The sequence below is a fragment of the Arthrobacter sp. AFG7.2 genome (assembly GCF_002892835.1).
In the GTDB taxonomy this organism is placed as follows: Bacteria; Actinomycetota; Actinomycetes; order Actinomycetales; family Micrococcaceae; genus Arthrobacter.
In genome coordinates, this window is sequence record NZ_PJMB01000003.1 from 281,798 (window position 1) to 305,247 (window position 23,450).

General features: G+C 66.2%; 22 protein-coding genes. 11 read left to right on the forward strand and 11 right to left on the reverse strand.

Going from position 1 to position 23,450, the window contains the following annotated elements; all coding sequences use genetic code 11:
• Positions 1 to 20 precede the first annotated feature (20 nt).
• The gene (locus CXX84_RS07765) at positions 21 to 1,262 is read right to left on the reverse strand and encodes a GAF domain-containing sensor histidine kinase (protein ID WP_102976120.1); all 1,242 of its coding nucleotides are present in this window, start codon (positions 1,260 to 1,262) and stop codon (positions 21 to 23) included.
• 255 nt (positions 1,263 to 1,517) lie between these two features.
• Between CXX84_RS07765 and uraD the strand changes: the two genes are divergently transcribed.
• From uraD to CXX84_RS07815, 10 genes are all read left to right on the forward strand, one after another.
• Positions 1,518 to 2,015: a 2-oxo-4-hydroxy-4-carboxy-5-ureidoimidazoline decarboxylase gene (gene uraD / locus CXX84_RS07770; protein ID WP_102976121.1), complete on the forward strand. Its 498-nt coding sequence runs from the start codon at positions 1,518 to 1,520 to the stop codon at positions 2,013 to 2,015.
• Complete coding sequence (gene uraH / locus CXX84_RS07775) at positions 2,012 to 2,350, forward strand: hydroxyisourate hydrolase (RefSeq protein WP_102976122.1); 339 nt, start codon at positions 2,012 to 2,014, stop codon at positions 2,348 to 2,350. Before uraD ends, uraH begins: the two co-directional genes overlap by 4 nt.
• Positions 2,351 to 2,440: 90 nt before the next feature.
• On the forward strand, positions 2,441 to 2,755 hold the full coding sequence (locus CXX84_RS07780) for a hypothetical protein (RefSeq protein ID WP_102976123.1): 315 nt from the start codon (positions 2,441 to 2,443) through the stop codon (positions 2,753 to 2,755).
• Positions 2,756 to 2,813: 58 nt separating this feature from the next.
• On the forward strand, positions 2,814 to 4,493 hold the full coding sequence (purF, locus tag CXX84_RS07785; RefSeq protein WP_102976124.1) for an amidophosphoribosyltransferase: 1,680 nt from the start codon (positions 2,814 to 2,816) through the stop codon (positions 4,491 to 4,493).
• Positions 4,490 to 5,650, forward strand: coding sequence for a phosphoribosylformylglycinamidine cyclo-ligase (gene purM / locus CXX84_RS07790; protein WP_102976125.1), 1,161 nt, complete (start codon positions 4,490 to 4,492; stop codon positions 5,648 to 5,650). The genes purF and purM overlap by 4 nt, the downstream gene beginning before the upstream one ends.
• A gap of 160 nt (positions 5,651 to 5,810) precedes the next feature.
• Positions 5,811 to 6,566, forward strand: a complete 756-nt coding sequence (locus CXX84_RS07795) for an ABC transporter ATP-binding protein (protein ID WP_102976126.1) — start codon at positions 5,811 to 5,813, stop codon at positions 6,564 to 6,566.
• A complete protein-coding gene (locus CXX84_RS07800; RefSeq protein WP_223253019.1) occupies positions 6,563 to 7,417 on the forward strand; it encodes an ABC transporter ATP-binding protein in 855 nt (284 codons plus the stop codon). The genes CXX84_RS07795 and CXX84_RS07800 overlap by 4 nt, the downstream gene beginning before the upstream one ends.
• Positions 7,414 to 8,688 carry an MFS transporter gene (locus CXX84_RS07805; protein WP_102976128.1) on the forward strand — a complete coding sequence of 425 codons (1,275 nt, stop codon included), beginning with the start codon at positions 7,414 to 7,416 and terminating at the stop codon, positions 8,686 to 8,688. Before CXX84_RS07800 ends, CXX84_RS07805 begins: the two co-directional genes overlap by 4 nt.
• 58 nt (positions 8,689 to 8,746) lie before the next feature.
• Positions 8,747 to 10,303, forward strand: a complete 1,557-nt coding sequence (locus CXX84_RS07810) for an ABC transporter substrate-binding protein (protein ID WP_102976129.1) — start codon at positions 8,747 to 8,749, stop codon at positions 10,301 to 10,303.
• On the forward strand, positions 10,303 to 12,084 hold the full coding sequence (locus CXX84_RS07815; protein WP_102976130.1) for an ABC transporter permease subunit: 1,782 nt from the start codon (positions 10,303 to 10,305) through the stop codon (positions 12,082 to 12,084). The genes CXX84_RS07810 and CXX84_RS07815 overlap by 1 nt, the downstream gene beginning before the upstream one ends.
• 386 nt (positions 12,085 to 12,470) lie before the next feature.
• Here CXX84_RS07815 and CXX84_RS19280 read toward each other — a convergent pair whose 3' ends face one another.
• Both CXX84_RS19280 and CXX84_RS07825 read right to left on the reverse strand, forming a co-directional pair.
• Positions 12,471 to 12,623 carry a hypothetical protein gene (locus CXX84_RS19280; RefSeq protein ID WP_223253020.1) on the reverse strand — a complete coding sequence of 51 codons (153 nt, stop codon included), beginning with the start codon at positions 12,621 to 12,623 and terminating at the stop codon, positions 12,471 to 12,473.
• Positions 12,624 to 13,006: 383 nt separating this feature from the next.
• Positions 13,007 to 13,240, reverse strand: coding sequence for a DUF3073 domain-containing protein (locus CXX84_RS07825; RefSeq protein ID WP_050053419.1), 234 nt, complete (start codon positions 13,238 to 13,240; stop codon positions 13,007 to 13,009).
• A gap of 417 nt (positions 13,241 to 13,657) precedes the next feature.
• Here CXX84_RS07825 and CXX84_RS07830 point away from each other — a divergent pair, with 417 nt between their 5' ends.
• The gene (locus CXX84_RS07830) at positions 13,658 to 14,173 is read left to right on the forward strand and encodes a septum formation family protein (protein WP_223253021.1); all 516 of its coding nucleotides are present in this window, start codon (positions 13,658 to 13,660) and stop codon (positions 14,171 to 14,173) included.
• 47 nt (positions 14,174 to 14,220) lie between these two features.
• Here CXX84_RS07830 and clpB read toward each other — a convergent pair whose 3' ends face one another.
• From clpB to CXX84_RS07870, 8 genes are all read right to left on the reverse strand, one after another.
• Positions 14,221 to 16,869 carry an ATP-dependent chaperone ClpB gene (clpB, locus tag CXX84_RS07835; RefSeq protein ID WP_102976133.1) on the reverse strand — a complete coding sequence of 883 codons (2,649 nt, stop codon included), beginning with the start codon at positions 16,867 to 16,869 and terminating at the stop codon, positions 14,221 to 14,223.
• 233 nt (positions 16,870 to 17,102) lie between these two features.
• Entirely contained in the window at positions 17,103 to 18,287 is a 1,185-nt protein-coding gene (locus CXX84_RS07840) for an ABC transporter permease (RefSeq protein WP_102976134.1), read from the reverse strand.
• Complete coding sequence (locus tag CXX84_RS07845; RefSeq protein WP_223253022.1) at positions 18,284 to 18,991, reverse strand: ABC transporter ATP-binding protein; 708 nt, start codon at positions 18,989 to 18,991, stop codon at positions 18,284 to 18,286. Before CXX84_RS07845 ends, CXX84_RS07840 begins: the two co-directional genes overlap by 4 nt.
• Positions 18,992 to 18,993: 2 nt before the next feature.
• Entirely contained in the window at positions 18,994 to 20,160 is a 1,167-nt protein-coding gene (locus CXX84_RS07850; protein ID WP_102976136.1) for a hypothetical protein, read from the reverse strand.
• Between the two features lie 146 nt (positions 20,161 to 20,306).
• Positions 20,307 to 21,407 carry a sulfate/molybdate ABC transporter ATP-binding protein gene (locus tag CXX84_RS07855; RefSeq protein ID WP_102976137.1) on the reverse strand — a complete coding sequence of 367 codons (1,101 nt, stop codon included), beginning with the start codon at positions 21,405 to 21,407 and terminating at the stop codon, positions 20,307 to 20,309.
• Complete coding sequence (locus tag CXX84_RS07860; protein ID WP_102976138.1) at positions 21,404 to 22,255, reverse strand: ABC transporter permease; 852 nt, start codon at positions 22,253 to 22,255, stop codon at positions 21,404 to 21,406. The genes CXX84_RS07855 and CXX84_RS07860 overlap by 4 nt, the downstream gene beginning before the upstream one ends.
• The gene (gene modA, locus CXX84_RS07865) at positions 22,252 to 23,031 is read right to left on the reverse strand and encodes a molybdate ABC transporter substrate-binding protein (RefSeq protein ID WP_223253024.1); all 780 of its coding nucleotides are present in this window, start codon (positions 23,029 to 23,031) and stop codon (positions 22,252 to 22,254) included. Before modA ends, CXX84_RS07860 begins: the two co-directional genes overlap by 4 nt.
• On the reverse strand, positions 23,028 to 23,435 hold the full coding sequence (locus tag CXX84_RS07870; protein WP_102976259.1) for a molybdopterin-binding protein: 408 nt from the start codon (positions 23,433 to 23,435) through the stop codon (positions 23,028 to 23,030). Before CXX84_RS07870 ends, modA begins: the two co-directional genes overlap by 4 nt.
• Between the last annotated feature and the right edge of the window lie 15 nt (positions 23,436 to 23,450).

Here is a 23,450-nt window from a genome sequence, read left to right on the forward strand (position 1 = left end):
ATTGGGGTTAGGACGGCGTCCTAGGGCCCGGCGGGGAACAGCACTGACACGGTGACGCCGCCACCCGGGGTGTCAGTGATCGCCAGCTCTCCCCCGTGTGCCTGGGCGATGCGCTGGCAGGTGGACAAGCCCAGCCCTGTCCCGGGGCCGTCACCGGGCCGGTTCAGCCTGACCAGCGGCTGCACTGCTCGCTGCCGCTCCGATGGCAGCATGCCCTTGCCGTTGTCCGACACGTGAACGGTGGTTCCCAGAGGTCCGGTGTCGGCGCTGAGGGCCACGCACAGGGGCCGGGATTCACTCCGGTAGTTGAGTGAGTTGGCCAGGAGGTTCTGCACGAGGGTCCGCAGCTGGGAGCGGTCAGCAAAGAGTTCCGCGCCCTCGCAGGAGATTCCGCTGCCGGCTCCCAGGTCCACGCCAAGGTCCCTGGCCGCCTCCGCAGCCACGGCTGGCAGGAACACCCGCTCCCGGTTCAGGGTTCCGTCCGCCCTGGAGTAATCCAGCACGTCCTCGAGCATTCCCGCCATGCGGCGCCCGCTGCTGCCGATGTACCCCAGGTACTCGAGGGACGGGTGCTCCGCGGGAATGTCCGGATCATCCTCCGCCAGCTCCACGTAGCCCAGGATGGCGGTCAGCGGAGCGCGGAGATCATGGCTGACCCGGCCGGCGAACTCGGAGAGCAAAGCGTTGCTGCGTTGCAGCTCAGCCATGGCGCCGCTGAGTTGCAGGGTCCGGTGCTGCAGCTCGAGGAGTTCCACAACCTGGTGGGCCAGCATCTCCAGCATCTCAAGCTGCCCGGCGCTGGGACTTCCGGACATATCGGAGAAAACGCACAGTGAGCCAAGGACCAGCCCGGAAGAAGTCTCCAGCGGCACCGAAGCATAGAAGCGAACGTCAGCTATTTCACCGGTCACAAACGGGTTGGCGGCGAACCGGGAATCCCTTGAGGCGTCGCCCACCACCGTTGTGCTGCGGTTCAGGAAGACCGTGGCGCACATCGAGTCCTCGCGGGAGCAGATGCCGGGGTCGATGCCAAAGGCGGCAATCTGCAACTGCCGTTCCGCAGTGATGATGTTAACCACGCTGAAGGGGACCCCGCACAGCGAGGCAGCGAGCTGCACCAAATTGTCCAGGGCGCTGCGCGTCGACGCGTCCGCCAGGACCGGCAACTCGTCGGCGGAGGCAGGCATCAGCCCGTAGTCCCGCAGCCCGGCCTCTCGTACGGCGTCCTGACCTGCCAGCGTCTGCAGCGCCGTCGTTTCCATGTTCTTCGTTCCCCCAGCATCAACGTACCGAGCTCACCGGCTCTTCCGCGATGATACCGGCTGGACCTGCAGGCTGTTGTAGTCTCTTGACACCACCGCATGCCTGCCTTTGAATATTACGTATGCTGAAATAACAGTTCCATGATGCGGAAGCTTGGGAATGATGAGTCGCTTCATTGCCGGGCGCCGGGAAGTCCGGCCTCCGCATAGCCGTCACCATGGATGCCAGCAGATCGCCGCAAGGAAACAGCCAGCATGAAGCTTGCCGAATTCAACAGCGCGGACCCCGCCCGGGCCGCCGAAACCCTCAGACCCTGCATCGACGTCAGACGCTGGGTTGATACCGTTGCCGCCGCCCGGCCGTTCAGCAGCAAGGACGCACTCCTGGCCTTTGCCTCCCAGGCCGCAAGCCCTTTCACGCCTGCTGAGGTTGAGTCCGCCATGGCCCACCATCCGCGCATCGGGGAACGCCCGACGGCGGCCACCACCGAGGCGTCCATGTCCCGGTCCGAGCAGGCCGGGGTGGATCCTGCGGACAGTGCGCTCGTGGAGGCTTTGGCCCGGGGCAACCGGGACTACGAGGAAAAGTTCGGCCGGGTCTTCCTGATCCGTGCCGCCGGCCGGACCGCCCCTGAGATCCTGCGGGCCTTGAACGAACGGCTTGCCAACTCCCCCGCCGAAGAAGACACCATCGTGGCCCAGCAGCTGCGCGAAATCGCCGTCCTGCGGCTGGAAGGACTGATCGCCGAATGAGCGTCTCCCACATCACCACCCACATCCTCGACACAGGCGCCGGACGCCCAGCGGCGGGGGTCGCCGTCGTGCTTTACCAGAACGACGGCGGCACCTGGCGCCACGTCGCCGACTCCTCAACTGACGCTGACGGCCGCGCCAAGGACCTTGGTCCGGAGCAGCTGGAGGCCGGACACTACAAGCTCAACTTCGCCACCGGGGACTACTACGCCGGTCTCCAGACGGCCACGTTCTTCCCCGAGGTGGACCTGGTATTCGAGGTGACCGGCCCGGAGCACTACCACGTGCCGCTCCTCCTTAGCCCGTTCGCGTACTCCACCTACCGCGGCAGCTGACATCCCCGTTGCCCTATCACTTACGGTCCCCATCCGGGGGTTTTGGCAGCCGTAACTGATGGGGCAACAGCGGAAATGTAGGGTTAATGCATGCCTTCTGAACAACCCCCTGCCGAGCGCCGCGAAGTGACCGTCCGCCGTGCACCCAAGTACGTGCCGTTCCTCATCCTCGGGGCACTGGTGGGCATCGCGGCAGCCGCTGTAGTCGCCTACGCGGTCCCTGCGAATCCCAGCTTCGATGCCGGGGCAGTCTTCGGGTTCTTCCTGGTCATGTTCGGCGGCGGGGGCGCAATCCTCGGTGCCGTGCTGGCGCTGGTCCTCGACCGGCGGAGCGTCAAGCGGCAGCAGCGGGCCGTGGTGGAAGCCGTGCCGGATTCCGAGCCGGACACAGACTCCCAGCCATAGCCCGGCCATAAACCGGCCGCCGGAAAAGTCCTACCCCATGTCGTGAGATAATCGACCAGTGGCACGCGGCGATGGAAAACTTTCCCATGATCTCCTCCCTGGCGAAAAAGGCCCGCAGGACGCTTGTGGCGTCTTCGGCGTCTGGGCACCAGGTGAAGAGGTAGCAAAACTTACCTATTACGGGCTGTATGCATTGCAGCACCGCGGTCAGGAGTCGGCTGGTATTGCCACCAGCGACGGCAAGCGGATCAACGTCTACAAGGACATGGGACTCGTCTCCCAGGTCTTCGACGAGACCACGCTGAACACCCTGACCGGGCACCTGGCGGTGGGACACTGCCGCTACTCCACCACCGGAGCCAGTCACTGGGCCAACGCCCAGCCCACCCTGGGCGCCACCAGCACAGGCACTGTCGCCCTGGCGCATAACGGCAACCTGACCAACACGGCTGAGCTCAACGCCATGATCCAGGAGCGCAACGGCGGCCAGCTCACCGGCGAAATGAAGCAGGGCAACACCTCGGACACGGCCCTGGTGACAGCCCTCCTGGAAGGCGAGCCGGGGAAGAGCCTCGAGGAAACCGCCACCGAGCTCCTGCCCAAGATTAAGGGCGGCTTCTGCTTCGTCTTCATGGACGAAGGAACCCTCTACGCGGCCCGCGACACCTACGGAATTCGCCCGCTCGTACTGGGCCGGCTGGAGCGCGGCTGGGTTGTCGCTTCCGAGCAGTCCGCCCTCGCCACCGTTGGCGCGAGCTTCATCCGGGAAATTGAACCCGGCGAATTCATCGCCATTGACGAGCAGGGCGTGCGTTCGCAGAAGTTTGCGGAGCCGACGCCGGCCGGTTGCGTTTTCGAGTACGTCTACCTTGCGCGCCCGGACGCCTCCATCGCCGGCCGCTCGGTGTACGAGTCCCGGGTGGAGATGGGCCGCCAGCTGGCCCGCGAAAACACCCAGGTGGCGGACATCGTCATCCCCGTACCGGAATCCGGCACCCCTGCAGCCGTGGGCTACGCGGAAGAGTCCGGCATCCCCTTTGCCCACGGCTTCGTCAAGAACTCCTATGTGGGCCGTACTTTCATCCAGCCCTCTCAAACCCTGCGCCAGCTGGGTATCCGGCTTAAGCTCAATGCCCTTGAGTCGGTCATCCGCGGCAAGCGCGTGGTCGTCGTCGATGACTCGATCGTCCGCGGCAACACCCAGCGCGCCATCGTTCGGATGCTCCGGGAAGCCGGCGCGGCCGCTGTCCACGTCAAGATCTCCTCCCCGCCCGTGCAGTGGCCCTGCTTCTACGGCATCGACTTCGCCTCCCGGGCGGAGCTGATCGCCAACGGTGCCACTATCGAAGAGATTTCGCAGGCCATCGGCGCCGACTCGCTGGCCTACATCTCCGAAGACGGCATGATCGGAGCCACCCGGCAGCCGCGTGAAAGGCTGTGCACCGCCTGCTTCACGGGCCAGTACCCCATTGAGCTTCCGGGCTCGGACAAACTGGGCAAGAACCTCCTGGAACGCAAGGACCTCGGTGGACTGAAGCCCTCGCCGTCGGCCCTCCCCGGCTCTACCGCAGCCCTGGCCGTCGACTCGCATGAAGACCCGGCAGAAAAGTCCGGCGCCACCGGCTGTGATCCCGGGCCGGACTCCGAGTTTGAAAACCTGCTCACCGAAGCCGACCTCGTGCCGGAGATTCATCACGCAGTCATCACCCCCGACGCTGACAAGAAAGAGTCCGTATGACTTCCGCTGCCCCCGCCTCCGGCAACACCTCCGGGAACACTGCCGGCATCACCTACGCGTCCGCGGGCGTCGATGTTGAAGCCGGCGACCGCGCCGTCGAGCTGATGAAGGGTGCCATCAAGGCCACCCATAACTCCTCGGTGATCGGCGGGGTGGGCGGCTTCGCCGGCCTCTACGACGTCTCCAAACTCCTCACGTACAAGAAGCCGCTGCTGGCCACGTCAACCGACGGCGTGGGCACCAAGGTGGCCATCGCGCAGGCCATGGACATCCACGACACCATCGGGTTCGACCTGGTGGGCATGGTGGTGGACGACATTGTTGTGGTGGGCGCCGAACCGCTGTTCATGACCGACTACATTGCCTGCGGCAAGGTGGTGCCCGAGCGCATCGCCGACATTGTCCGCGGCATCGCAGCGGCATGCTCGGTGGCCGGCACTGCCCTGGTGGGCGGCGAAACCGCAGAACACCCCGGCCTGCTGGGCGAGCACGAGTACGACGTCGCCGGCGCAGCCACCGGCGTCATCGAGGCAGACCACCTGCTGGGACCGGACCGGGTCCGTGCCGGTGACGTCGTGATCGGCATGGCCTCCTCAGGCCTCCACTCCAACGGCTACTCCCTGGTCCGCCGCGTCATCAACCACGCAGGGTGGGCGCTGGACCGCCAGGTCTCGGAGCTCGGCCGCACCCTGGGCGAGGAGCTTTTGGAGCCCACCCGCGTGTACGCCGCAGATTGCCTGGATCTCGCCCGCAGCTTCCCCGTCACGGGGGCTGCTGCCGTGCATGGATTCAGCCATGTGACCGGCGGGGGCCTGGCCGCCAACCTGGCCCGCGTACTCCCCCGGGGCCTCGTGGCCACGGTGGACCGCGCAACCTGGGAGCTGCCGGCCATCTTCAAGCTGGTGTCCGAGCTGGGCAACGTCCCGCTGGCGGACCTGGAGCGCACCCTGAACCTTGGCGTGGGCATGGTGGCAATCGTCTCCGCTGACGTCGCTGACGCAGCAGTTGCCCGGCTGAACGACCGGGGCCTGCCATCCTGGGTGATGGGCACCGTCACGGAGGACTCGGACGCAATCCTGAAGTCCGGTCCGGACTACGTGCAGGGCGCCAAGGGCGTGGACGGCGGCGCAGTACGGCTGGTCAACGCCTACGCCTAGAAAACACACTGATTTTGCCGGCAGGTGCCTTGTGCACCTGCCGGCTTTTTGTTTCCATCTATCGGTATGGGCCACTGGACGGGAGAAATTTCCTAATGCGAATGATTATTGATAGCATGTGATTTGACCCCTTGAAGTCCTGCCGCGAAACGATGTCCCCATGCCTGCACCCGCCCTCTCCGTGAAAGACCTCAAGCTCTCCCTCCACGGCCGTGCCCTGGTGCATCCCCTCACTTTCACCATGGAAAAAGGCGAGCGCGTCGCTCTGCTCGGGGCCTCAGGGTCGGGAAAGTCACTCACTGCCGGTGCCCTCGCGGGCTCAGTTCCGGACGGGATCACGGCCGGCGGCACCATCACCTTCCCGGCCGGTTCAGAACCAGGGCATGCCGGATTGATCCGCCAGGACCCGGCAACTTCCCTCAACCCCCTGGTCCCCGTCGGCAAGCAGCTCCTCATTCCCTTGCGCAGGTCAGGATTTCGCCGTACCGAGGCACAGGCCGAAGCAGCCCGGGTGCTGGCGCTGGCCGGCATTGAGGATCCGGCGCGGATTCTCCGGCGGTACACCGGCGAGCTGTCCGGCGGGCAGCTGCAACGTGTCTGCATCGCCCTCGCCCTGGCCTCCCGCGGGTCCCTCCTGATAGCGGACGAACCCACCACCGCCCTGGACGCCGTCACGCAACTCAAAGTACTCACGACCCTCCGCACGTGGGCGACGGAAGGCCGCAGCCTCCTCTTCATCACCCACGACCTCACCGCAGCGGCCGCCCTGTGTACACGCGCCCTGGTCATGGAGTCCGGCCGGATTGTCGAAGAGGCGTCCATGGCGGAGCTGCTCCGGAACCCGCAGCACCCCTACACACAGCGGCTGTTAAAGGCCGCCGGCGCAGCCGATAAACCCTTCGCGGCGGCAGCATGAGCACCCGCGCCATTGAGGGCCTTGGCAGGACCCGGAGCACAGGGATGGATCCTGGCGCCCTCACCGCAGACGGCATCTCCTTCGCCTACCCCGCCCACCGCTTCCGCAACAGTGGGCCAACAAACACGCTGCACAACATCAGCCTGAGCCTCTCCCCCGGCACCAGTACGGCCCTCGTCGGCAACTCAGGCTCTGGAAAGTCCACCCTGGTGCGGATCCTGCTGGCCCTCGAGAAGCCCACAAGCGGCACAGTCACCTTTGGCAGCCGGGACGTGCAGTCCGGCCCCGTCAGGTCCCTGCGCTGGTACCGGCAATCCGTGCAGTACATCCCCCAGAACCCGGCCGGAAGCCTGGACCCCCGCATGACCGTTTCCCAGCTGTTGAAGGAACCACTGCGGCAGCTCCGGGTGGACGGGAACCACCAGGCCCTGGTGGCCGAGGCCCTGGACCGGGTTGAAGTGCCGGCAGGCTTGACGGAGCGCCGTCCCGGCGAGCTGTCCGGCGGCCAGAACCAGCGGGTGGCCATTGCCCGTGCCCTCGTTGTTCAGCCAACCTTCCTGTTGGCGGACGAACCGGTCAGCGGACTTGACCTTCCGTTGCGGGACACGGTCCTCTCGCTGCTGGACAGCCTGGTGCAGGGAGAAGGCCTGGGCCTGCTCCTGGTCACCCACGACCTTGGTACGGCAGCCAGGATGTGCCACACCACTGCCGTGCTGTCTGCAGGCCGCATCGTGGAACAAGGGCCCACCGGGCAGGTGCTGGAAAACCCCGCCAGCCCGGCCGCCATTGCACTTGTGCAGGCATCCGCCAGCCTGCAGCTCCCCAGCCATGTCCCGGCGGGTGCCCTGTGACAGGACTCCGTTCTCCACAGCGGGTAACCGGCACACCGCCCCACCCGGGTCCGGGCCTGCTCCTGGCCAGCCAGCTCGTCTTCAATGTCGGCTTCTACGCTGTGGTGCCGTTCCTTGCCCTTGTCATGACCCAGGACTTCGGCATGACCGCCACAGCCGTCGGCGTCGTCCTCGGTGCGCGCGTCTTCAGCCAGCAGGGCCTGTTCCTCGTCGGCGGTTTGATCACGGACCGCTGGGGGCCGCGGCGGGCCATGCTGGTGGGCTGCCTGGTCCGCGTCTCCGGGTACCTCACCTTGGCCATGGCCGCCAGCTTTCCTCTATTCCTCCTCGGCGCCGTCCTCACCGGCATGGGCGGAGCACTGTTCTCCCCCGCGCTGGAATCCCTCGTGGGGAAGGCAGAAGAACGACGGCGGAGCGCCAGCCGAAAGGGACCGGCGCTTTTTGCGCTGCTCGCCATTTGTGGAGAGATGGGCGCCGTGGCCGGGCCGCTGGTCGGCGCGCTGCTGCTCGGCCTTTCCTTCAGTTGGGCGGCACTTGCCGGAGCATTGGTCTTCATCGTCATGGCAGGGGTGCTGTGGTGCAACATCCCAAGTGAGGTGCCACATCTTGCCTGGTCCCCGGCCAAGCCGGACGTTCCGCCGCAACCGGCCACTGCACAGACTGAGGGTATCGCTGCGATGCTGCGTGAGAAGCGCTTTGTGCTGTTCGCTGCCCTGTACAGCGTCAACCTTCTCGCCTACAACCAGCTCTACTTCGGGCTCCCGATCGAACTGACCAGGAGCGGTGCCGGGCCTGCAGCACTGGCCGGCTTGTTCGCCGTCGCTTCCGTCCTGACCATAGCCCTGCAGTGGCCCATCTCCCGGCTGACAACGAGGATCGGCCCGGGGCCGGCCCTCACTGCCGGATTCCTCCTTAAGGGCCTGGCATTCGCCACCATGGCAGTGCTGGCCCAGTTTCCAGCCACCGGCGCAACGCAGCTCCTGCCGCCGCTGCTGCTGGTGGTGGGGTTGTGCCTCGGCCACATGTGCATCGGCCCGGTGGCCATGCCGCTGGTCCTGGACTTTGCCCGCGGCCGCCGTACCGGAATCTATTACGGCCTCCTTGCAAGCATGGGCGGCTGCGCCGTGCTGCTAGGCAACTTCATCCTGGGACCGCTCTACTCAGGAGCCGCACAGCCCGGACCCGCCGCCGTATGGCCCTGGGCGCTGATGGCGGCACTCACGGTGATTCCCGCCGTCGGACTTTCCAGGCTCCTGCCCGCCAAACACTAGGCCCGGCACCCGCGCCGGCCCGCACCCTCACCTCTACTGAAGGAACAGGTAATTCCCCATGGCAAAAACCCGCCTCAGCCATGCGCTCACCGGCGTGTCAGCAGTAATTCTGGCCGCCGGCCTGACAGGTTGTTTCTCCGCCGGAGCCGAACAAACAACAGAGAATGGCGCCGGTTCAGCCCGGATCAAGGTGGCCATGCTGCAGCCGCCACGGTCCGGGCTCTCGCCCCTGAGTGACGATGCCTTCAAACTGTCACGCTGGAAAACTGCGGAGACGCTGGTGGAACTTGACGATCTCGGCGAGGCAAAACCGGCTCTCGCCACCGCGTGGCAGCAAACCGGACCGACTGCCTGGCGTTTTACCCTTCGGGACGGCGTGGAGTTCCATGACGGAACGGCCCTGACAGCCGCGGAAGTGGTTGCTTCCCTGGCTGCCGCTGCAGGGGCCAGCCCCAAGCCCAGGATTCTGGACGGCGTGGTCCTCACCGCCCAGGCCGAGGGTGACACCACAGTCATCGTCACCACGGCAACGCCCGATCCCCTCCTTCCCCAACGGCTTTCCAGCCCCCAACTGGCCATCCTCGCAGCCTCGGCCTACAAGGACGGCGCAGTCAGTCCGGTCAACGCCGGCACCGGGCCCTACCGGCTGGTCTCTGTAGAGGGGACGTCCTCGGCCCGGCTGGACCGTTTTGACAGGTACTGGGGCGGGCGGGCCGAAGCCGACGGGGTGGACGTCGAGTTCGTTCCGGACGGGACTGCCAGGGCGGCTGCCATCCGGACCGGGGATGCAGACGTCGTCGAAGCGATCCCCGTGGGCCAGGTGGCCCAGATCGATCCAGCCCTGGTGCACGAAGTACCCATGCCGCGGACCAACACCCTGTACCTGAACACTGCTTCCGGCCCGTTCACGGATCCGGCGGTCCGGGCCGCCGCCCGGGGCGCGATCGATGCCGGCACCATCGTGGACAGTGTTTATGAGGGCCGGGCAGACAAGGCCGCCGGACTGCTGGGTCCGGCGCTTCCCTGGGCAGCCGGGGAACGGGACAGTGCGAGCTATGCGGCAGCATTGGCCACCCGGGTCACCGCAACTGCGGTAAAGGGCACACCCATCCGGCTCGGTACGTTCACTGACCGCGCTGAACTGCCGGAGGTGGCCGTCCAGCTGGAGCAGCAACTGGAGGCTGCCGGTTTCACGGTGGAGCAGGATGTCAGGGAGTACCAGCACATTGAGGCGGACGCCCTGGCCGGAAAGTTTGACGCCTTCATCCTCTCCCGCGCCACAGTGCTGGATTCCGGGGACCCGGTGGCCTACCTTTACAGCGACTTCTCCTGCGCCGGGTCCTTCAACATCTCCCAGTTCTGCGATCCGGCCGTTGATGCCGCACTGGCCAAGGCTGCCGGGATTCCGGCCGGCCCGGAACGCCGCGCTGCCATCGCCGCCGCAGAAAGCCTGATCCTGGCCCGTGATGCGGCAATCCCGCTGCTTCACGAACGCGTCATCCAAGGCGAGTCCGGCAGCGTCCGGGAGGTGGAGCGGGATTCGCGCGAGCGGGCCCTGATTACGGGCAGGACAGCGGTCACCGGCGGAGCTGGGACCACAGGGGCTGCAGGCTGATGCCCACCGGTCCGGTGTTGCTGAAAGTCACTGCCTCGCGGATCCTTGCCCTGGTTTCCCTGGTGCTGCTGGTTGGCATGATGCCGCGGCTCTCAGGGCGCGGAGCGGAGTACACCATCCTGCGCGCCAGGTACTCGGACCGTGAGCCCACGCCCGAAGCCCTGGCTGCAGTCCGGGCAGAGCTCGGCCTGGAGCAGGGGCCCGTGGCCATGTTCCTGTCCTGGATGGGGGGCGTATTCACCGGGGACCTCGGCACCTCCTGGATCAGCAATGCGCCCGTAGGTCCGGGGATCACGGCCGCGCTGAGCGTCTCAGTGACCCTGATGGGGTTCGCCACCGCCGTCGCTGCCCTCATCGCCATTCTCACGTGCACGCCCGCGGTGGTGGACGGGCTGCGGCAGCGGCGAAGGCCGGCGTCGGGTGCCCTGTCCGCCGCGCTGACCTCCCTGCCGGAGTTCCTCCTGGCAGCGATGCTGCTGGTAGTGGGTGCCATCTGGCTTCGCTGGTTCCCGCCCTTTGGCTGGAAAGGCGTGGAGTATGCGGTCCTGCCGGCTCTTTCGTTGGGCATCCCGGCGGGCGGACTGATCGGACTCCTGCTGTCGGACGCTGTCCGCGCCGCGTTCGCGGAGCAGTGGGTGGCCACCTGGCGGATGGCCCATGCGGGGTCCGCGCAGCTGACCGTTGCGGTGCTCCGCCGTGCACTGCCGGCGGTGCTGCCGCAGGTGGGGCTGGTCCTCATTGGGCTGACGGGCGGAGCGGTGGCCGTTGAGAAGGTGTACTCGATCCCGGGGCTCGGCCGTGCGCTCCTGGGCGCAGCCAGTGCCCAGGACATCCCCACCCTTCAGGCGGGCATGCTGGTGCTGATGGGGCTTGCCCTGCTGGTGGGAACGCTGACGACGGCGGCGCGGTTCGTGCTGCTTGGGCCTGCGGTGCGCTTCGGCACGCTTCCGCTGTCCGAGGCACCGCGGTCGGGGAACCGCCGCCACCTGGCCGTGCCTGCTGTCGCGGGCCTGGCCTTGCTGCTGATGATCGGCGCCGGGTTGCTGCGCGACCCTTTTACATCCACGCATGCCCGGCTGGCAGCACCCACGTTCACGCTGCCTTTTGGGGCAGACGCCAGCGGCCGGGACCTGCTGGCCCGTGTGGCGCACGGAGCGCTGGGCACGCTGGGAACTGCGCTGCTGGTGGTGCTGGCCTGCCTGGTCATCGGAATCGCCGTCGGGCTCTTTCCGCTGGCAGCCACAGGACCGCTCGAGGTCACTAACGCTGCACCGCCCATCCTTGCGGGCCTTGTGGTTGCAGCGCTAGCGGGCCCCTCGGCGCATGGCGCGGCGCTTGCCGTGGCTGCCGTGAGCTGGGCACCCCTGGCTGCCCATACTGCCGCGTTGGCCCAGGAAGCAAGGGCGCAACCCTATGTCCAGGTCCTTCCCGTGCTGGGTGTGGGCAAGGCGCGGATCATGCTCCGCTACATCCTTCCGGCCGTGGCGCGGCCAATTTTGCGGCACGCGATGCTCCGGTTGCCCGGAGTTGCCCTTGCCCTCGCCGCCCTGGGATTCCTGGGACTGGGACCACAGCAGCCGTCAGCGGAGTGGGGACTGATCCTGGCCGAGGGCATCGGCTATGTGGAACGAGCACCATGGGCGGTCCTGGCACCGGCGTCCGCACTGGTGCTGGCGTCGGTGTTGGCTGTGGGGCTGGCTGGTGCGCCCCGCGCTCTGGCCTTGGAAAGAAAGCACGATTCGAACGGCGTAATTCAAGAACCGCGCCGCGCCTCACGCTGAACCCTGCCAAAAGAATTTATGTGAGATAAACCACTCCCATATCTTGACCCTAAGTATACTTACCTTTATGCTCGAAGGTATGGAAGAGCAGTACCGGAGTCGGTATGGGGGTTCTTCTCCAGGGCCAGTGACAGCAGTCCTTAAAGGGGCAAGTTCGCCCTAGCAGCCCGGTACTTGGCTGCTTCCTACCGCCGCCGGCGGAGAGCAAAGAAACCACAAAGTCCGTGTTCCCACACGGCCACGCCATACGATATTGGGGCGTTTAGCTGGTCAGACGTACTTCGGGTACTACGGTCAGATTTCAGGGAGAAACAATGTCTATCATGCGCAAAATCACGGCAGCAGCCGCCGGATCTCTTTTCATCATTGGAGCTGTCGCGGCACCATCACAGGCAGTTCGTGACGTTGACCAGGACGGACTGGTAAATGTCAGCGTAGGAAACGTAACGATCCTGGAAGACGTCAATGTCGCGGTCGCCGCGAACGTAGCCGCCCAGGTCTGCGGTGTAAAGGTTGGGCCTGTCATCCTGCTCGCCCAAGAAGTCGATGCGAATGACACCACCAGGGTTGTTTGCGACCAGCAGGGCCAAAGGAATGATGTCGAACTGAGCAACAACTAGGAGCGGCGGTTACTGCGAGTAGTCATAGCAACACAATGAGTGCCCCGACCCAAACGGGGCGGGGTGCTCCCATTTTCTCTGACGAGTCGCGACAAGTCACTGGTCCAGCAGAAAGCCCGCTGCCTGCACCGTTTCCGGTGCGGGCAGCGGGCTTTTCAACTGAAGTCGGCCCCGGAAATGAACTAATCCGGGTGCCAAAAAAGAAGCGCTGCACTAGGGCTGGAGTCCACCAGGACTTGCGGCGTCCTTCTGTGCTGCGGCGTCACATGGCTGTCCGGTCTCGGCAACAGCCCACGCGACAACTAGCCGATCCGACGGGTGTCTACCTCGTCGTCGTCTTCTTCCAAATCATCCGCGTACTTATCCACATAAGCCGAATAGTCGGGTTCAACCGGCTCATTCGCGTAATGGCTCGTGGCACGACTGCCTGGACCCGTCAGCTCACGCTGAAGTGCCGAGTAGTCAGTGTTCGGGGAGTAGTACTTGATATCCCGAGCCTGCTTGGTAGCTTTTGCCTTTTGACGGCCGCGCCCCATGGCGTGACCCCCTTTTGTACTTGGACCGGAGGTGGTCACCTTGGCGTAGGTGAGGCCCCGGAATGTTTGGTCAATTTGTCGTACACCTAGATTACATGCTTTCGACTGCCCCCGCTTGCCACCTTCGGCGCCTCGACGTGGTTTGGGTTACCATCAGGGCTTCAAACAGCGCGTTTGCAGCTTTTTTCTTCGGTAGAGTCGCTAAAAACATCTGCCAATACAGAGCCAAAGGCAGGGCCGGCGGAGAGAACCAGGAGGACGCACCACGTGAACCACCAGGACGTTCCGCCCAAGCCCGCCTCGCCGCCCCCCGCCGAACAGCATCGTATGCCTGCACCGCCAGCCGAACCGGTCCTGCACCCGCGCATGGAACCGGAACAGGGAACATCCACCCAATCCGGGAGGGTAAACCGCCGAATGCTGTGGATAGCAGCCTTCGTCGTCGTCCTTCTGGCCGTCATCGGTTCCCTGGTGTGGCTTGCCCTGTGGCTGAACTCGAACCCAGTCGCTGACAGTCCCAGGGGCAGCGCACCGGGGGTGCTGGAAACCACGGTCACACCGCCCGCTACACCACTGCCGCTGCCCCGCGAGGGCGTCACCCCCGCCGACTACGCACTCGGAGACTGCTTCAAGGATTTCGATCCCGAAGCGCTGGCAGCCACCGTGGTGGCGTGCGATACGCCGCACTCGGCCCAGCTCGTAGCGTTGTTCCGGTACCCGGAGGCGGAAACGTATCCCGGCGCCGAAGCCCTGAAGGCAAAAGCGCTGGAAGCATGCCAGGCCGCGAAGCTGGGCCCGGCTGCCAACAACTTCGCCCTCAACTTCGAGCGCAGCTTCCCCAGTACCACCAGTTGGGAATCAGGGGACCGCAGAGCTGACTGCTATGTCACCGCAGCCGGCGGCAACGTGATTAACGCAAGCGTGCTGCCCTAGCGGCCATACCGCCAGGGCAGCACCCCTGCATCCACCCTTGATCGCCATTAGTCCTTCCGGCGGACGGACAGACCGTTACTGAGCCCCACCCCGGCGGCTGGGGCATCAATTCCGTCCGCGGTGAGCTCTCCAAGGTCCGCCGCCGTATCCACCAGCACCGTATCGCCGTCGCTGATGTCGCCGGCCAGGATGGCTTTCGCCAGGCGGTCGCCGATCTCGCGCTGCACCAGGCGGCGGAGCGGCCGCGCGCCGTAGGCGGGATCGAATCCGGACAAGGCCAGCCAGGCTCGGGCGCCCTCGGTGACCTCGAGGGTGAGGCGGCGCTCGTGCAGCCGGCGGCCCAGTTCGTCCACGTGCAGCTCCACGATGTGTGCCAGCTCTTCAACGGTAAGGGCGTCGAACAGCACAACCTCGTCCAGCCGGTTCAGGAACTCGGGCTTGAAGGATGCATTGACGGTGGCCATAACGGCGTTCCGCTTGGCCTCCGGGTCCAGGGTCTGGTCCACCAGGAACTGGCTGCCCAGGTTGGAGGTCAGCACCAGGATCACGTTGCGGAAATCCACGGTGCGGCCCTGGCCGTCGGTGAGCCGGCCGTCATCGAGCACCTGCAGGAGGATGTCGAACACCTCGGGGTGGGCCTTCTCCACCTCGTCCAGCAGCACTACAGAGTACGGACGACGGCGGACCGCTTCAGTCAGCTGGCCGCCCTCCTCGTAGCCCACGTAGCCCGGGGGCGCACCCACGAGGCGGGCGACGGAGTGCTTCTCGCCGTACTCGGACATGTCGATCCGCACCATGGCACGCTCGTCGTCGAACAGGAAGTCCGCCAGGGCCTTGGCCAGCTCCGTCTTGCCGACGCCGGTGGGGCCCAGGAACAGGAACGACCCGGTGGGCCGGTTGGGATCGCTGATCCCCGCCCGTGCGCGCCGGACGGCGTCCGAGACTGCCGTGACAGCCTTGGTCTGACCGATGAGCCGCTTGCCCAGCTCCTCCTCCATGTGGAGCAGCTTCTGGCTTTCACCCTGTAGCATGCGGCCTGCAGGTATGCCGGTCCAGGCCGAGATGACCTCGGCGATGTCGTCAGCAGTCACCTGTTCCGCCACCATCTGCGAGGATTTGTCCGTGACGGCGGCTTCGGCCTCCGCGGCGGCATTCAGCTCCCGCTCCAAGGCCGGGATCTCGCCGTAAAGCACGCGGGACGCAGTCTCCAGGTCGCCCTCGCGCTGGGCCTTGTCCGCAGCGCTTCGCAGCTCATCGAGCTTTGCTTTGAGGTCGCCAACCCGGTTCAGTCCTGCCTTTTCGGCTTCCCAGCGGGCGTTGAGGGCATCCAGCTCCTCCCTCTTGTCCGCCTTGTCCGCACGGAGAGCCGCGAGGCGTTCCACAGAGGCGGCGTCCGTTTCACCTTCCAGAGCCAGCTCTTCCATGGTGAGCCGGTCCACCACGCGCTGGAGCTGGTCGATCTCCTCCGGCGCGGAGTCGATCTCCATGCGGAGCCGGGATGCGGCCTCATCCACCAGGTCGATGGCCTTGTCCGGCAGCTGGCGTCCGGAGATGTAGCGGTTTGAGAGCGTGGCGGCGGCCACCAGGGCAGCGTCCGCGATGGTGACCTTGTGGTGCGCCTCGTAGCGTTCCTTCAGGCCGCGGAGGATGCCGATGGTGTCCTCCACGCTGGGCTCACCCACGTACACCTGCTGGAAGCGGCGCTCAAGGGCGGGGTCCTTCTCGATGTTCTCCCGGTACTCGTCCAGGGTGGTGGCACCGATCAACCTCAGCTCGCCGCGGGCCAGCATGGGCTTGAGCATGTTGCCCGCGTCCATGGAGGAATCACCGGTGGCACCGGCCCCCACCACTGTGTGGATTTCATCGATGAAGGTGACGATCTGGCCTTCGGAGTTTTTGATTTCCTCCAAAACAGCCTTCAGCCGCTCTTCAAACTCGCCGCGGTACTTGGCACCCGCCACCATGGACGCGAGGTCCAAAGCAATGAGGGTCTTGCCGCGCAGGCTTTCGGGCACATCCCCGGCCACGATGCGCTGCGCCAGGCCCTCCACTACAGCGGTCTTGCCGACGCCGGGCTCACCGATGATTACGGGATTGTTCTTGGTGCGGCGGCTCAGGACCTGGACAATCCTGCGGATTTCGGCGTCGCGTCCGATCACGGGATCAAGCTTGCCCGACCGGGCCATGGCCGTAAGGTCGGTGCCGAACTTCTCAAGGGATTGGAACGTGTTCTCCGGGTCGGGGCTGGTGACCTTTCCGTCACCGCGGACTCCAGGCAGGGCGGCGAGCAGTGCTTCATGGGAGGCTCCGGCGTCGCGGAGCAACCGGGCTGCAGCATCATTGCCGGCCGAGACCCCCAGAAGGAGGACCTCGGTGGAGACGAACGTGTCACCCAGGCGGTCCGCTTCCTCCTTGGCGTTCTGGATGGCCTGCAGGGCGGGGCGGGAGAGCTGCGCCTGCTGGCTGGATCCCCCGGAAGTGGCCGGGAGTGCCTTGATCGCACTGCTCGCCTGGACGCTGACAGAGTCAGGATCGGCGCCGGTTGCGCGCAGCAGGGCCACGGCGACGCCTTCGCGCTGGTCCATCAGCGCCTTGAGCAGGTGAGCGGGCTCTACCTGCGGGTTTCCAGCCGTGGAGGCATTCATGGCCGCAGCCGAAAGAGCCTCCTGGCTCTTGGTGGTGAATTTGACGTCCAAAGAGAGCTCCTTTCGGGGGCAGTTTTACTTAAGTTGAGTCTACTCCGCTCAACTTTGGTTTTGCAGCGTATCCACTGGTTGTTTGCCTACAGCGAAACAGTTCAGGGTGGCTGGCCGCCAGAGGCGCCCGGCCCTACTAGAGGGGTTACTGCTTCCGGTTGCTGAGAGCACGCCTGAGACGCCGCCTGCTTGCCGGGCTCAGCGACGCTTCCGCCGGCCTGCAGGAGGCCCGGCTAGAAGCGGATCGCGTCAATCACCTTGATGCGGACGGCGACCAAGGCCGGGATGGCTCCGGCCAGCGCACCGACGAGGACCGCCGAGCCCAGGCCCAGCATCGCTGCTTCCAACGGAAACGCAGGGTACTCCGCAAGGCCTGGTGCAACATTGGACTGGACCCACGGGTTCTTTACGACTGCCACCGAGAGCATGACGCCAACGATTCCGGCCACTGCCGTCGCCACAACGGACTCCATCATGACGCCGAGGAATATCCGCTGCGAGGTTGCCCCAAAGCTGCGACGGATGCCGATTTCCCGGACACGGTACCGCACGGTAACCATCGAAATATTCAGCATTCCGACCGCTCCCAGGAGGAGGACAAGCCCGGCGATGCCGCCGACGGCCAACTGGACAGATTCGAAGGGATCTCCGTTGCTGGCGTAGTCCATCCGGTCCACCTGGACCTGCATGCCCGGGAACTGGCGCTGCAGGTCCGAGGTGATGGCCATTTTGAGCGGTTCGGCCTGGCCTTCCCCTACCCACAATTTGAACTGCCCGAATCCTCCTGCTGAAATGCCTGCAGTGTCCGCAGCCCCGGTCAGCATAAAGGCCGACGGCGGTGCCTGCGGGTGCGGGTCCGGAACCACCCCGATGATCACCGCGGTGGTTTTCTGTTGTCCAACCAGCTGGACCTTTGGATTAGAAACGAGGTTCGGCCTGCCCGCCGCGGTGTAGAAGTTCTCTGATACCACCAGGGCGGGAGCCAGCCGGTTTTCGTCGTCGGCCGCAAACCAGCCGCCCTGCCGGACGTCCAAACGGTGAATCATTCCGTAACCGGGATCCACGAGCTGGAGGTTCACCTGCTGCACGCCCTGGGGGGACTGGAAGCCATGCTGCGCCTGGCCGGACTTGGAGTAGTAGGTGATGCCGTAGCGGTCTATGACGCCCTGGTATGCGGTATCGAGCTTCCGCTGGTCCGGCTGCGTCGGTCCGTAGACGCCGATGCCAAGGGTGGCGGCGCGCCCGCCGTTTTGTTCCGACGACGCCTTGAAACCCTCACGGGCCAGGTTTCCCAGGCCCACAACCGATGTCAGGGCTGCCACGGAAAGAGCCACGCCGACGAGCGCCAGCAGGATGCGGGTCTTGTTAATCCGCAGTTCCTGCCATGCCTCCACCAGGGCGGAAATGATTCCCGTCATGCGCCCGCTCCCGCCGGTACCTCGGCCGGCGAGAGGACGCCCGCCTCAAGCCGGTAGCAGGCCCGGGCAAGGGCTGCGACATTTACGTCGTGCGTGATGGTTACGAGCGCCGCTCCGGATTCGGTGGCAACTTCGTCCAGCAGCGCCATCACGGCCTGCCCCGTATCCACGTCGAGTGCGCCCGTCGGCTCGTCGGCAAGGATCAGGCGGGGCCGGCGGACCAGGGCGCGGGCTATCGCAACTCGCTGCTGTTCGCCACCTGAAAGCATGTTCGGCAGCATCTGGGCCCGGTGAGCCAGTCCCACCCGGTCAAGGATGTCCATGGCAATCTCCCGGCGCCGCCAGAACCGGGCACCGCGGGCGTACAGCAGGGGTGTGATGACGTTGTCCAGGGCGGACCGTCCGGGCAGCAGGTTGAACTGCTGGAACACAAATCCCACCGCTTCACCGCGCAACCTGGCCCGTGCAGCATCGCCGAGCTGCTGTACAGGGCGCCCCTGGAAGCTGAGTTCGCCGCTGGTGGGGAGGTCCAGGAGCCCAAGCAGGTTCAACAGGGTGGACTTGCCGCAGCCGGACCGGCCAACCACTGCCGTATGGTCGCCGCTGTGGACCGCCAGGTCAACGCCCCGAAGAATGGGGAGTTCCTGGTCATCAGGAAGCAGTACAGTCCGGGTCACGCCCTTGAGGGCAACGAGTTCCTCCACCCTCAGCCGCCCATCGGAAAGACGGGCCCGCCGAACTGCGGTCCGGAGGGCACCTGGGCGGGCGCACCCGGGATGAACTCAAGTACCGACTCTCCCTCGGCCAGCCCTGACACCACCTCCACCACGGCACCGTCATTGAGGCCCAGCTGGACTTTCCGCTGCTCCGGCTCACTGGCTGGTCCCACTGCAGGAGTTCCGCCTGCGGGGGCTGGTCCGGCCGGCCCGCCGATGACGACGCCGCCGGCGCCGGGGTTCATGTCAGCTCCGGCGAGCCAGACAATGCCTTCCTTGACGCTGCCCTCCACCGCAGTGAGGGGAACGGTGACGACGTTAACGGCCTCGCCGGCCGTCACTGTCATGGTGGCGCCGAGTCCGGCAAAGACTTCGACGTCGGTTGGGACAGCGCAGCTGAGGGTCCCGGTGGGTGTCCCGCCCGGTGCGGGCGCACCATCAGGCCCTGCCGGGCCGACAGATATGGAGGGGACAGAGCGTCCTACTCCTCCCGTGATGCCGCCGCTTCCGGCGGCATCACCGGTGCCGCCGGCCGTACTCTTGAGCTCAACCGCGGGACAGGTAAAGGGCGCAGGCCCGCCGACCAGGGATATCTGGGCTGATCCCGGCTTTGCCAGGAGGCGGTACTGCTGGGCAGCGTCCACGGAACCACTGACAGTAAAGGTCCCCGGGTCAATCGTGCCGGCGGCCGCCCCCACGCTGACCTGCTGGTCAAGGAGCACATCCAGGGTCCGCAAAGTGCCGGCGGCCGGGGCAAGCACGTCTGAGTAAGTGTAGGTGGGAGCAGGTGGAGCCGTGAGCAGAATCCGGCTTCCAGGACCCTCGGCGTCGGGCGGCGATACCGGCTGGGAAGCCGCGGCTGCCTGCGGAGCAGGCTGGACTTCCGTCCGAACCTGGTAGAGCCGGTCACCTGAAGCCACCTTCACGCCGGGCTCCAGGAAAATGTAGGTCACAACCCCGGCGGCGGTGTTGCGCACCCCGACTGCCGGATCGTTCTGCACCGTTGCCTGGATTTCGACCTTGTTGGTCACCGTAGCCCGCGACGCCTGCACCACCGGAACGGCCACCTGCGCCCCCGGCCCAACAACCGCCTGCTCGGGTGCCATGCCGTCCACGAATGCCATCTTGACCAAAGCGACTGCTATCACGGCGAACACCGTCAACCATGCCGCCGGTAAAACGACACGCCTGAATACCCTCATCACTGCCCCCATCAGTAACTCCCCGGGCCACGATGCCGGGAAATGCATGCTCAGCATATAGTGGGGCCCGCAGACGGGCGGCACTGGCTGGCTTTGCACCTTTATGTTTCGGCCGGCACTTCTGGCGTACGGGCACCGTCACTGAGGTTCTGCCAGGTCTCGTACACCGACACGGCTGCCGCTTTGACCACAAAGTGCACTGTTAGGCCGGGAAGCAGGCCCAGGTCCGCCGAGGCAGCCGGGGTAACGTCGGCAGCCAGGCCTCCCGCCCGCACCCGGATAAGGTCACCGTGCGGCTCCAGATCCGTGATTCTCACCGTGAAGGAATTTCGGGGGCTGCCATGCGCATCATCGAGGAAAACGGATACGGCCGACGGCGGGAACGCGGCAGCCGCCGGCCGGCCGGCGGGGATGGGGTCCTCACTGTGTCCGGCAATGTGCCGGCCTCCGCTGGTCAGGATGCCTGTCCCGGCTGACGTTCCGGGCACGAAATTCAGGCCTGCCAGTCCGGCTGCGAAGGCGCTGCGCGGCCGTTCCAGCACTTTCCGGGCAGGACCTTCCTCCACGATCCTGCCCCCTTCCAGAATGACCACCCTGTCGGCAAGCATCAGCGCATCGAGCACGTCGTGGGTAATGATGATGGCCTGCCGCCCGGTGAGCACGCGCTTAAGCAGCCGCCGCAGCAGGGGCGCGGAGTGGATATCCAGCGCCGCCATGGGCTCGTCCAGGAGAAGTAGTCCGGGATCCGCTGCGAGCGCGCGGGCCACGGCGACACGCTGCGCCTGCCCGCCGGAAAGCTCCTCAGGACGCCGTGCCGCCAGGTCGCTTGCTTCCACTTCCGCCAGCCAATGCATGGCCCGGCTGATGGCGAGGTGCCGGACGGTCCCGGTGCTGCGCGGCCCAAAGGCCACATTGTCCAGGACGCTCAGGTGCGGAAAGAGCAGCGGCTCCTGTGCGAGCAGTGCCGTCCCCCGGTGGTGCGGAGCGGTCCACGTGCGCTCCCCGTCGGCCAGGTGGAAAAGGGTGCGGCCGTTGAGCTCGGCCCGCCCGCTGTCAGGGCGAAGCAGCCCGGCAATGACGGAGAACAGCGTGGACTTACCGGCACCGTTGGGTCCCATCACGGCAACAGTTTCCGTAGGGCCAAGCGAAAGCGCGACGTCGAAGCCGCGCTCTACCACGGCCGCCTGCAACGAGAACGTCACGTGACGCCACCGCCCGGCCCGGCAGCCGCCGTCGGCCGCGTTGTGGCCTTGTTGCCTGCCGGGCGTGCAGGGCGCCTGTAGGCGAGCGCCACCACGGCAACAGCCACGGCCACCAGTACCAGGGAAAGCGCGACGGCGGCGTCCGGGTCAGTCTCGCGCTGCAGGTAGATTTCCAGCGGCAGCGTCCGGGTGACCCCCTGCAGGCTGCCGGCGAAGGTCAGCGTGGCGCCGAACTCGCCAAGGCTCCGGGCGAACGACAGGACTGCTCCCGAGGCCAGCCCGGGCAGGACCAGCGGCACCGTGACACGGCGGAACACGGTGCCTGGCGAGGCTCCCAGTGTTGCCGCCACTGCCTCGTAGCGCTGGCCGCCGGTCCGCAGGGCGCCTTCCAGGCTGACCACCAGGAAGGGCAGGGCCACGAAGGTCTGGGCCAGGATCACGGCCGTGGTGGAAAACGCGATCCGCAATCCCAGCACCTCAAGGGTTCCGCCCAGGAGGCCTTGCCGGCCGAATGTGTACAGGAGGGCAATGCCGCCCACCACGGGCGGCAGGACGAGCGGGAGCAGCACCAGCGAGCGGAGGAGCCCCGACAACGGAAACCGGCCACGCGCCAGGACCACCGCCAGGGGAACCCCCAGCACGACGCAGAGACCAGCACTGGCAACCGACGTGCGAAGGCTCAGGCCCAGCGCCGCAAGGGCCGGCTCGGACGTGACCAGCGGAAGGAAGTTTGCCCAATTGACCCGTGCCGCCATGGCCGCCAGGGGAAGAACCACCACCAGGGCAGCCAGGGCCGCGAGTCCATATAGCCAGCGGGGGATGCCGGTGTACGCCTGGTGCCCGGTCACGTGGCACCCGGGCCAAAGCCGGCCGCTGCCAGGATTTCCTGGCCTTCGGGCCCGCTGACGAAGTCCACGAAGTCGCGAGCGGCAGCGATATTCCCGCCACCCGCCAGCGCGGCGACGGGGTACGCGTTCACGGCGCCGGCCGCCTCCGGGAAGGGGACACTGTCCACCCTGCCGCCAGCCGACCGGACGTCCGTGGCATAGACGAGCCCTGCGTCGGCTTCTCCCGAGATGACCTTGCCCAGGACGTCGGTTACCGAGTTCTCCTCGCTGACAGGGCGTAGCGTGATCCCGGTTTTCTCTGCCACGGAAGCCGCCGCTGCCCCGCAGGGCACCTGCCTGGCACAGGCCACCAGCCTCGTTCCGCTGTTGGCCAGGTCAGCGAAGGAGTTGATGCCGGCAGGATTGCCGGGCGGGACCGCGATGGCCAGGGTGTTGGTGGCAAAGTTCCGTGCTTCGCCGTCCAGCAGGCCTGCGTCCTGCAGTTTCGCCATGTTCCTGGCATCCGCGGACGCGAACACATCCGCGGGAGCACCCTGGCTGATCTGGGCCGCCAGGTCTGCCGACCCCGCGAAACTGAGCGCGACGGCGATGCCCGGGTGCCGGGCTTCGAAGCGCTCCGCGATGTCGGTGAAGCTGCTCTTGAGGGATGCGGCAGCGAATACCGCCAAGGTCCCGTTGCTGCCGTTGGCCGCCGTCCCTTTGCCGGCGCACCCTGCCAGCGAAGCGGTCAGGACCGCCGCCAGCAGCAAGGCGGGCAGCTTCCGGGGCCTTGTCACAGCGCCTTGCCCTTGGGGGTTTCGATGATCACCGTGGTTGCCTTGACCACCGCGGTGGCTACGGAGCCCAGTTCCAGCCCGAGCTCCCGCACCGCCTCGCTGCTCATCAGCGACACCACGCGAAAGGGACCGCACTGCAGTTCCACCTGGGCCATGACTTGGTCGGCGGTAATGCCGGTCACCAGGCCCACGAAGCGGTTGCGGGCCGAACTGCCCGTGCGGTGAGGATCGTCCGGAAGCTGCGCGAGTTTTTGGGCATGCCGGGCCAGCTCCAAGCCATCCACGGCTAGCCTGCCGGCGTCGTCCCTCACCGGGGAAAGACTTCCGTTCTCCAGCCAGCGCCGCACGGTATCGTCGCTGACACCGAGGAGCCGGGCAGCCTCAGCAACGCGGATAATCGTCATAGCGTCAGTGTAATC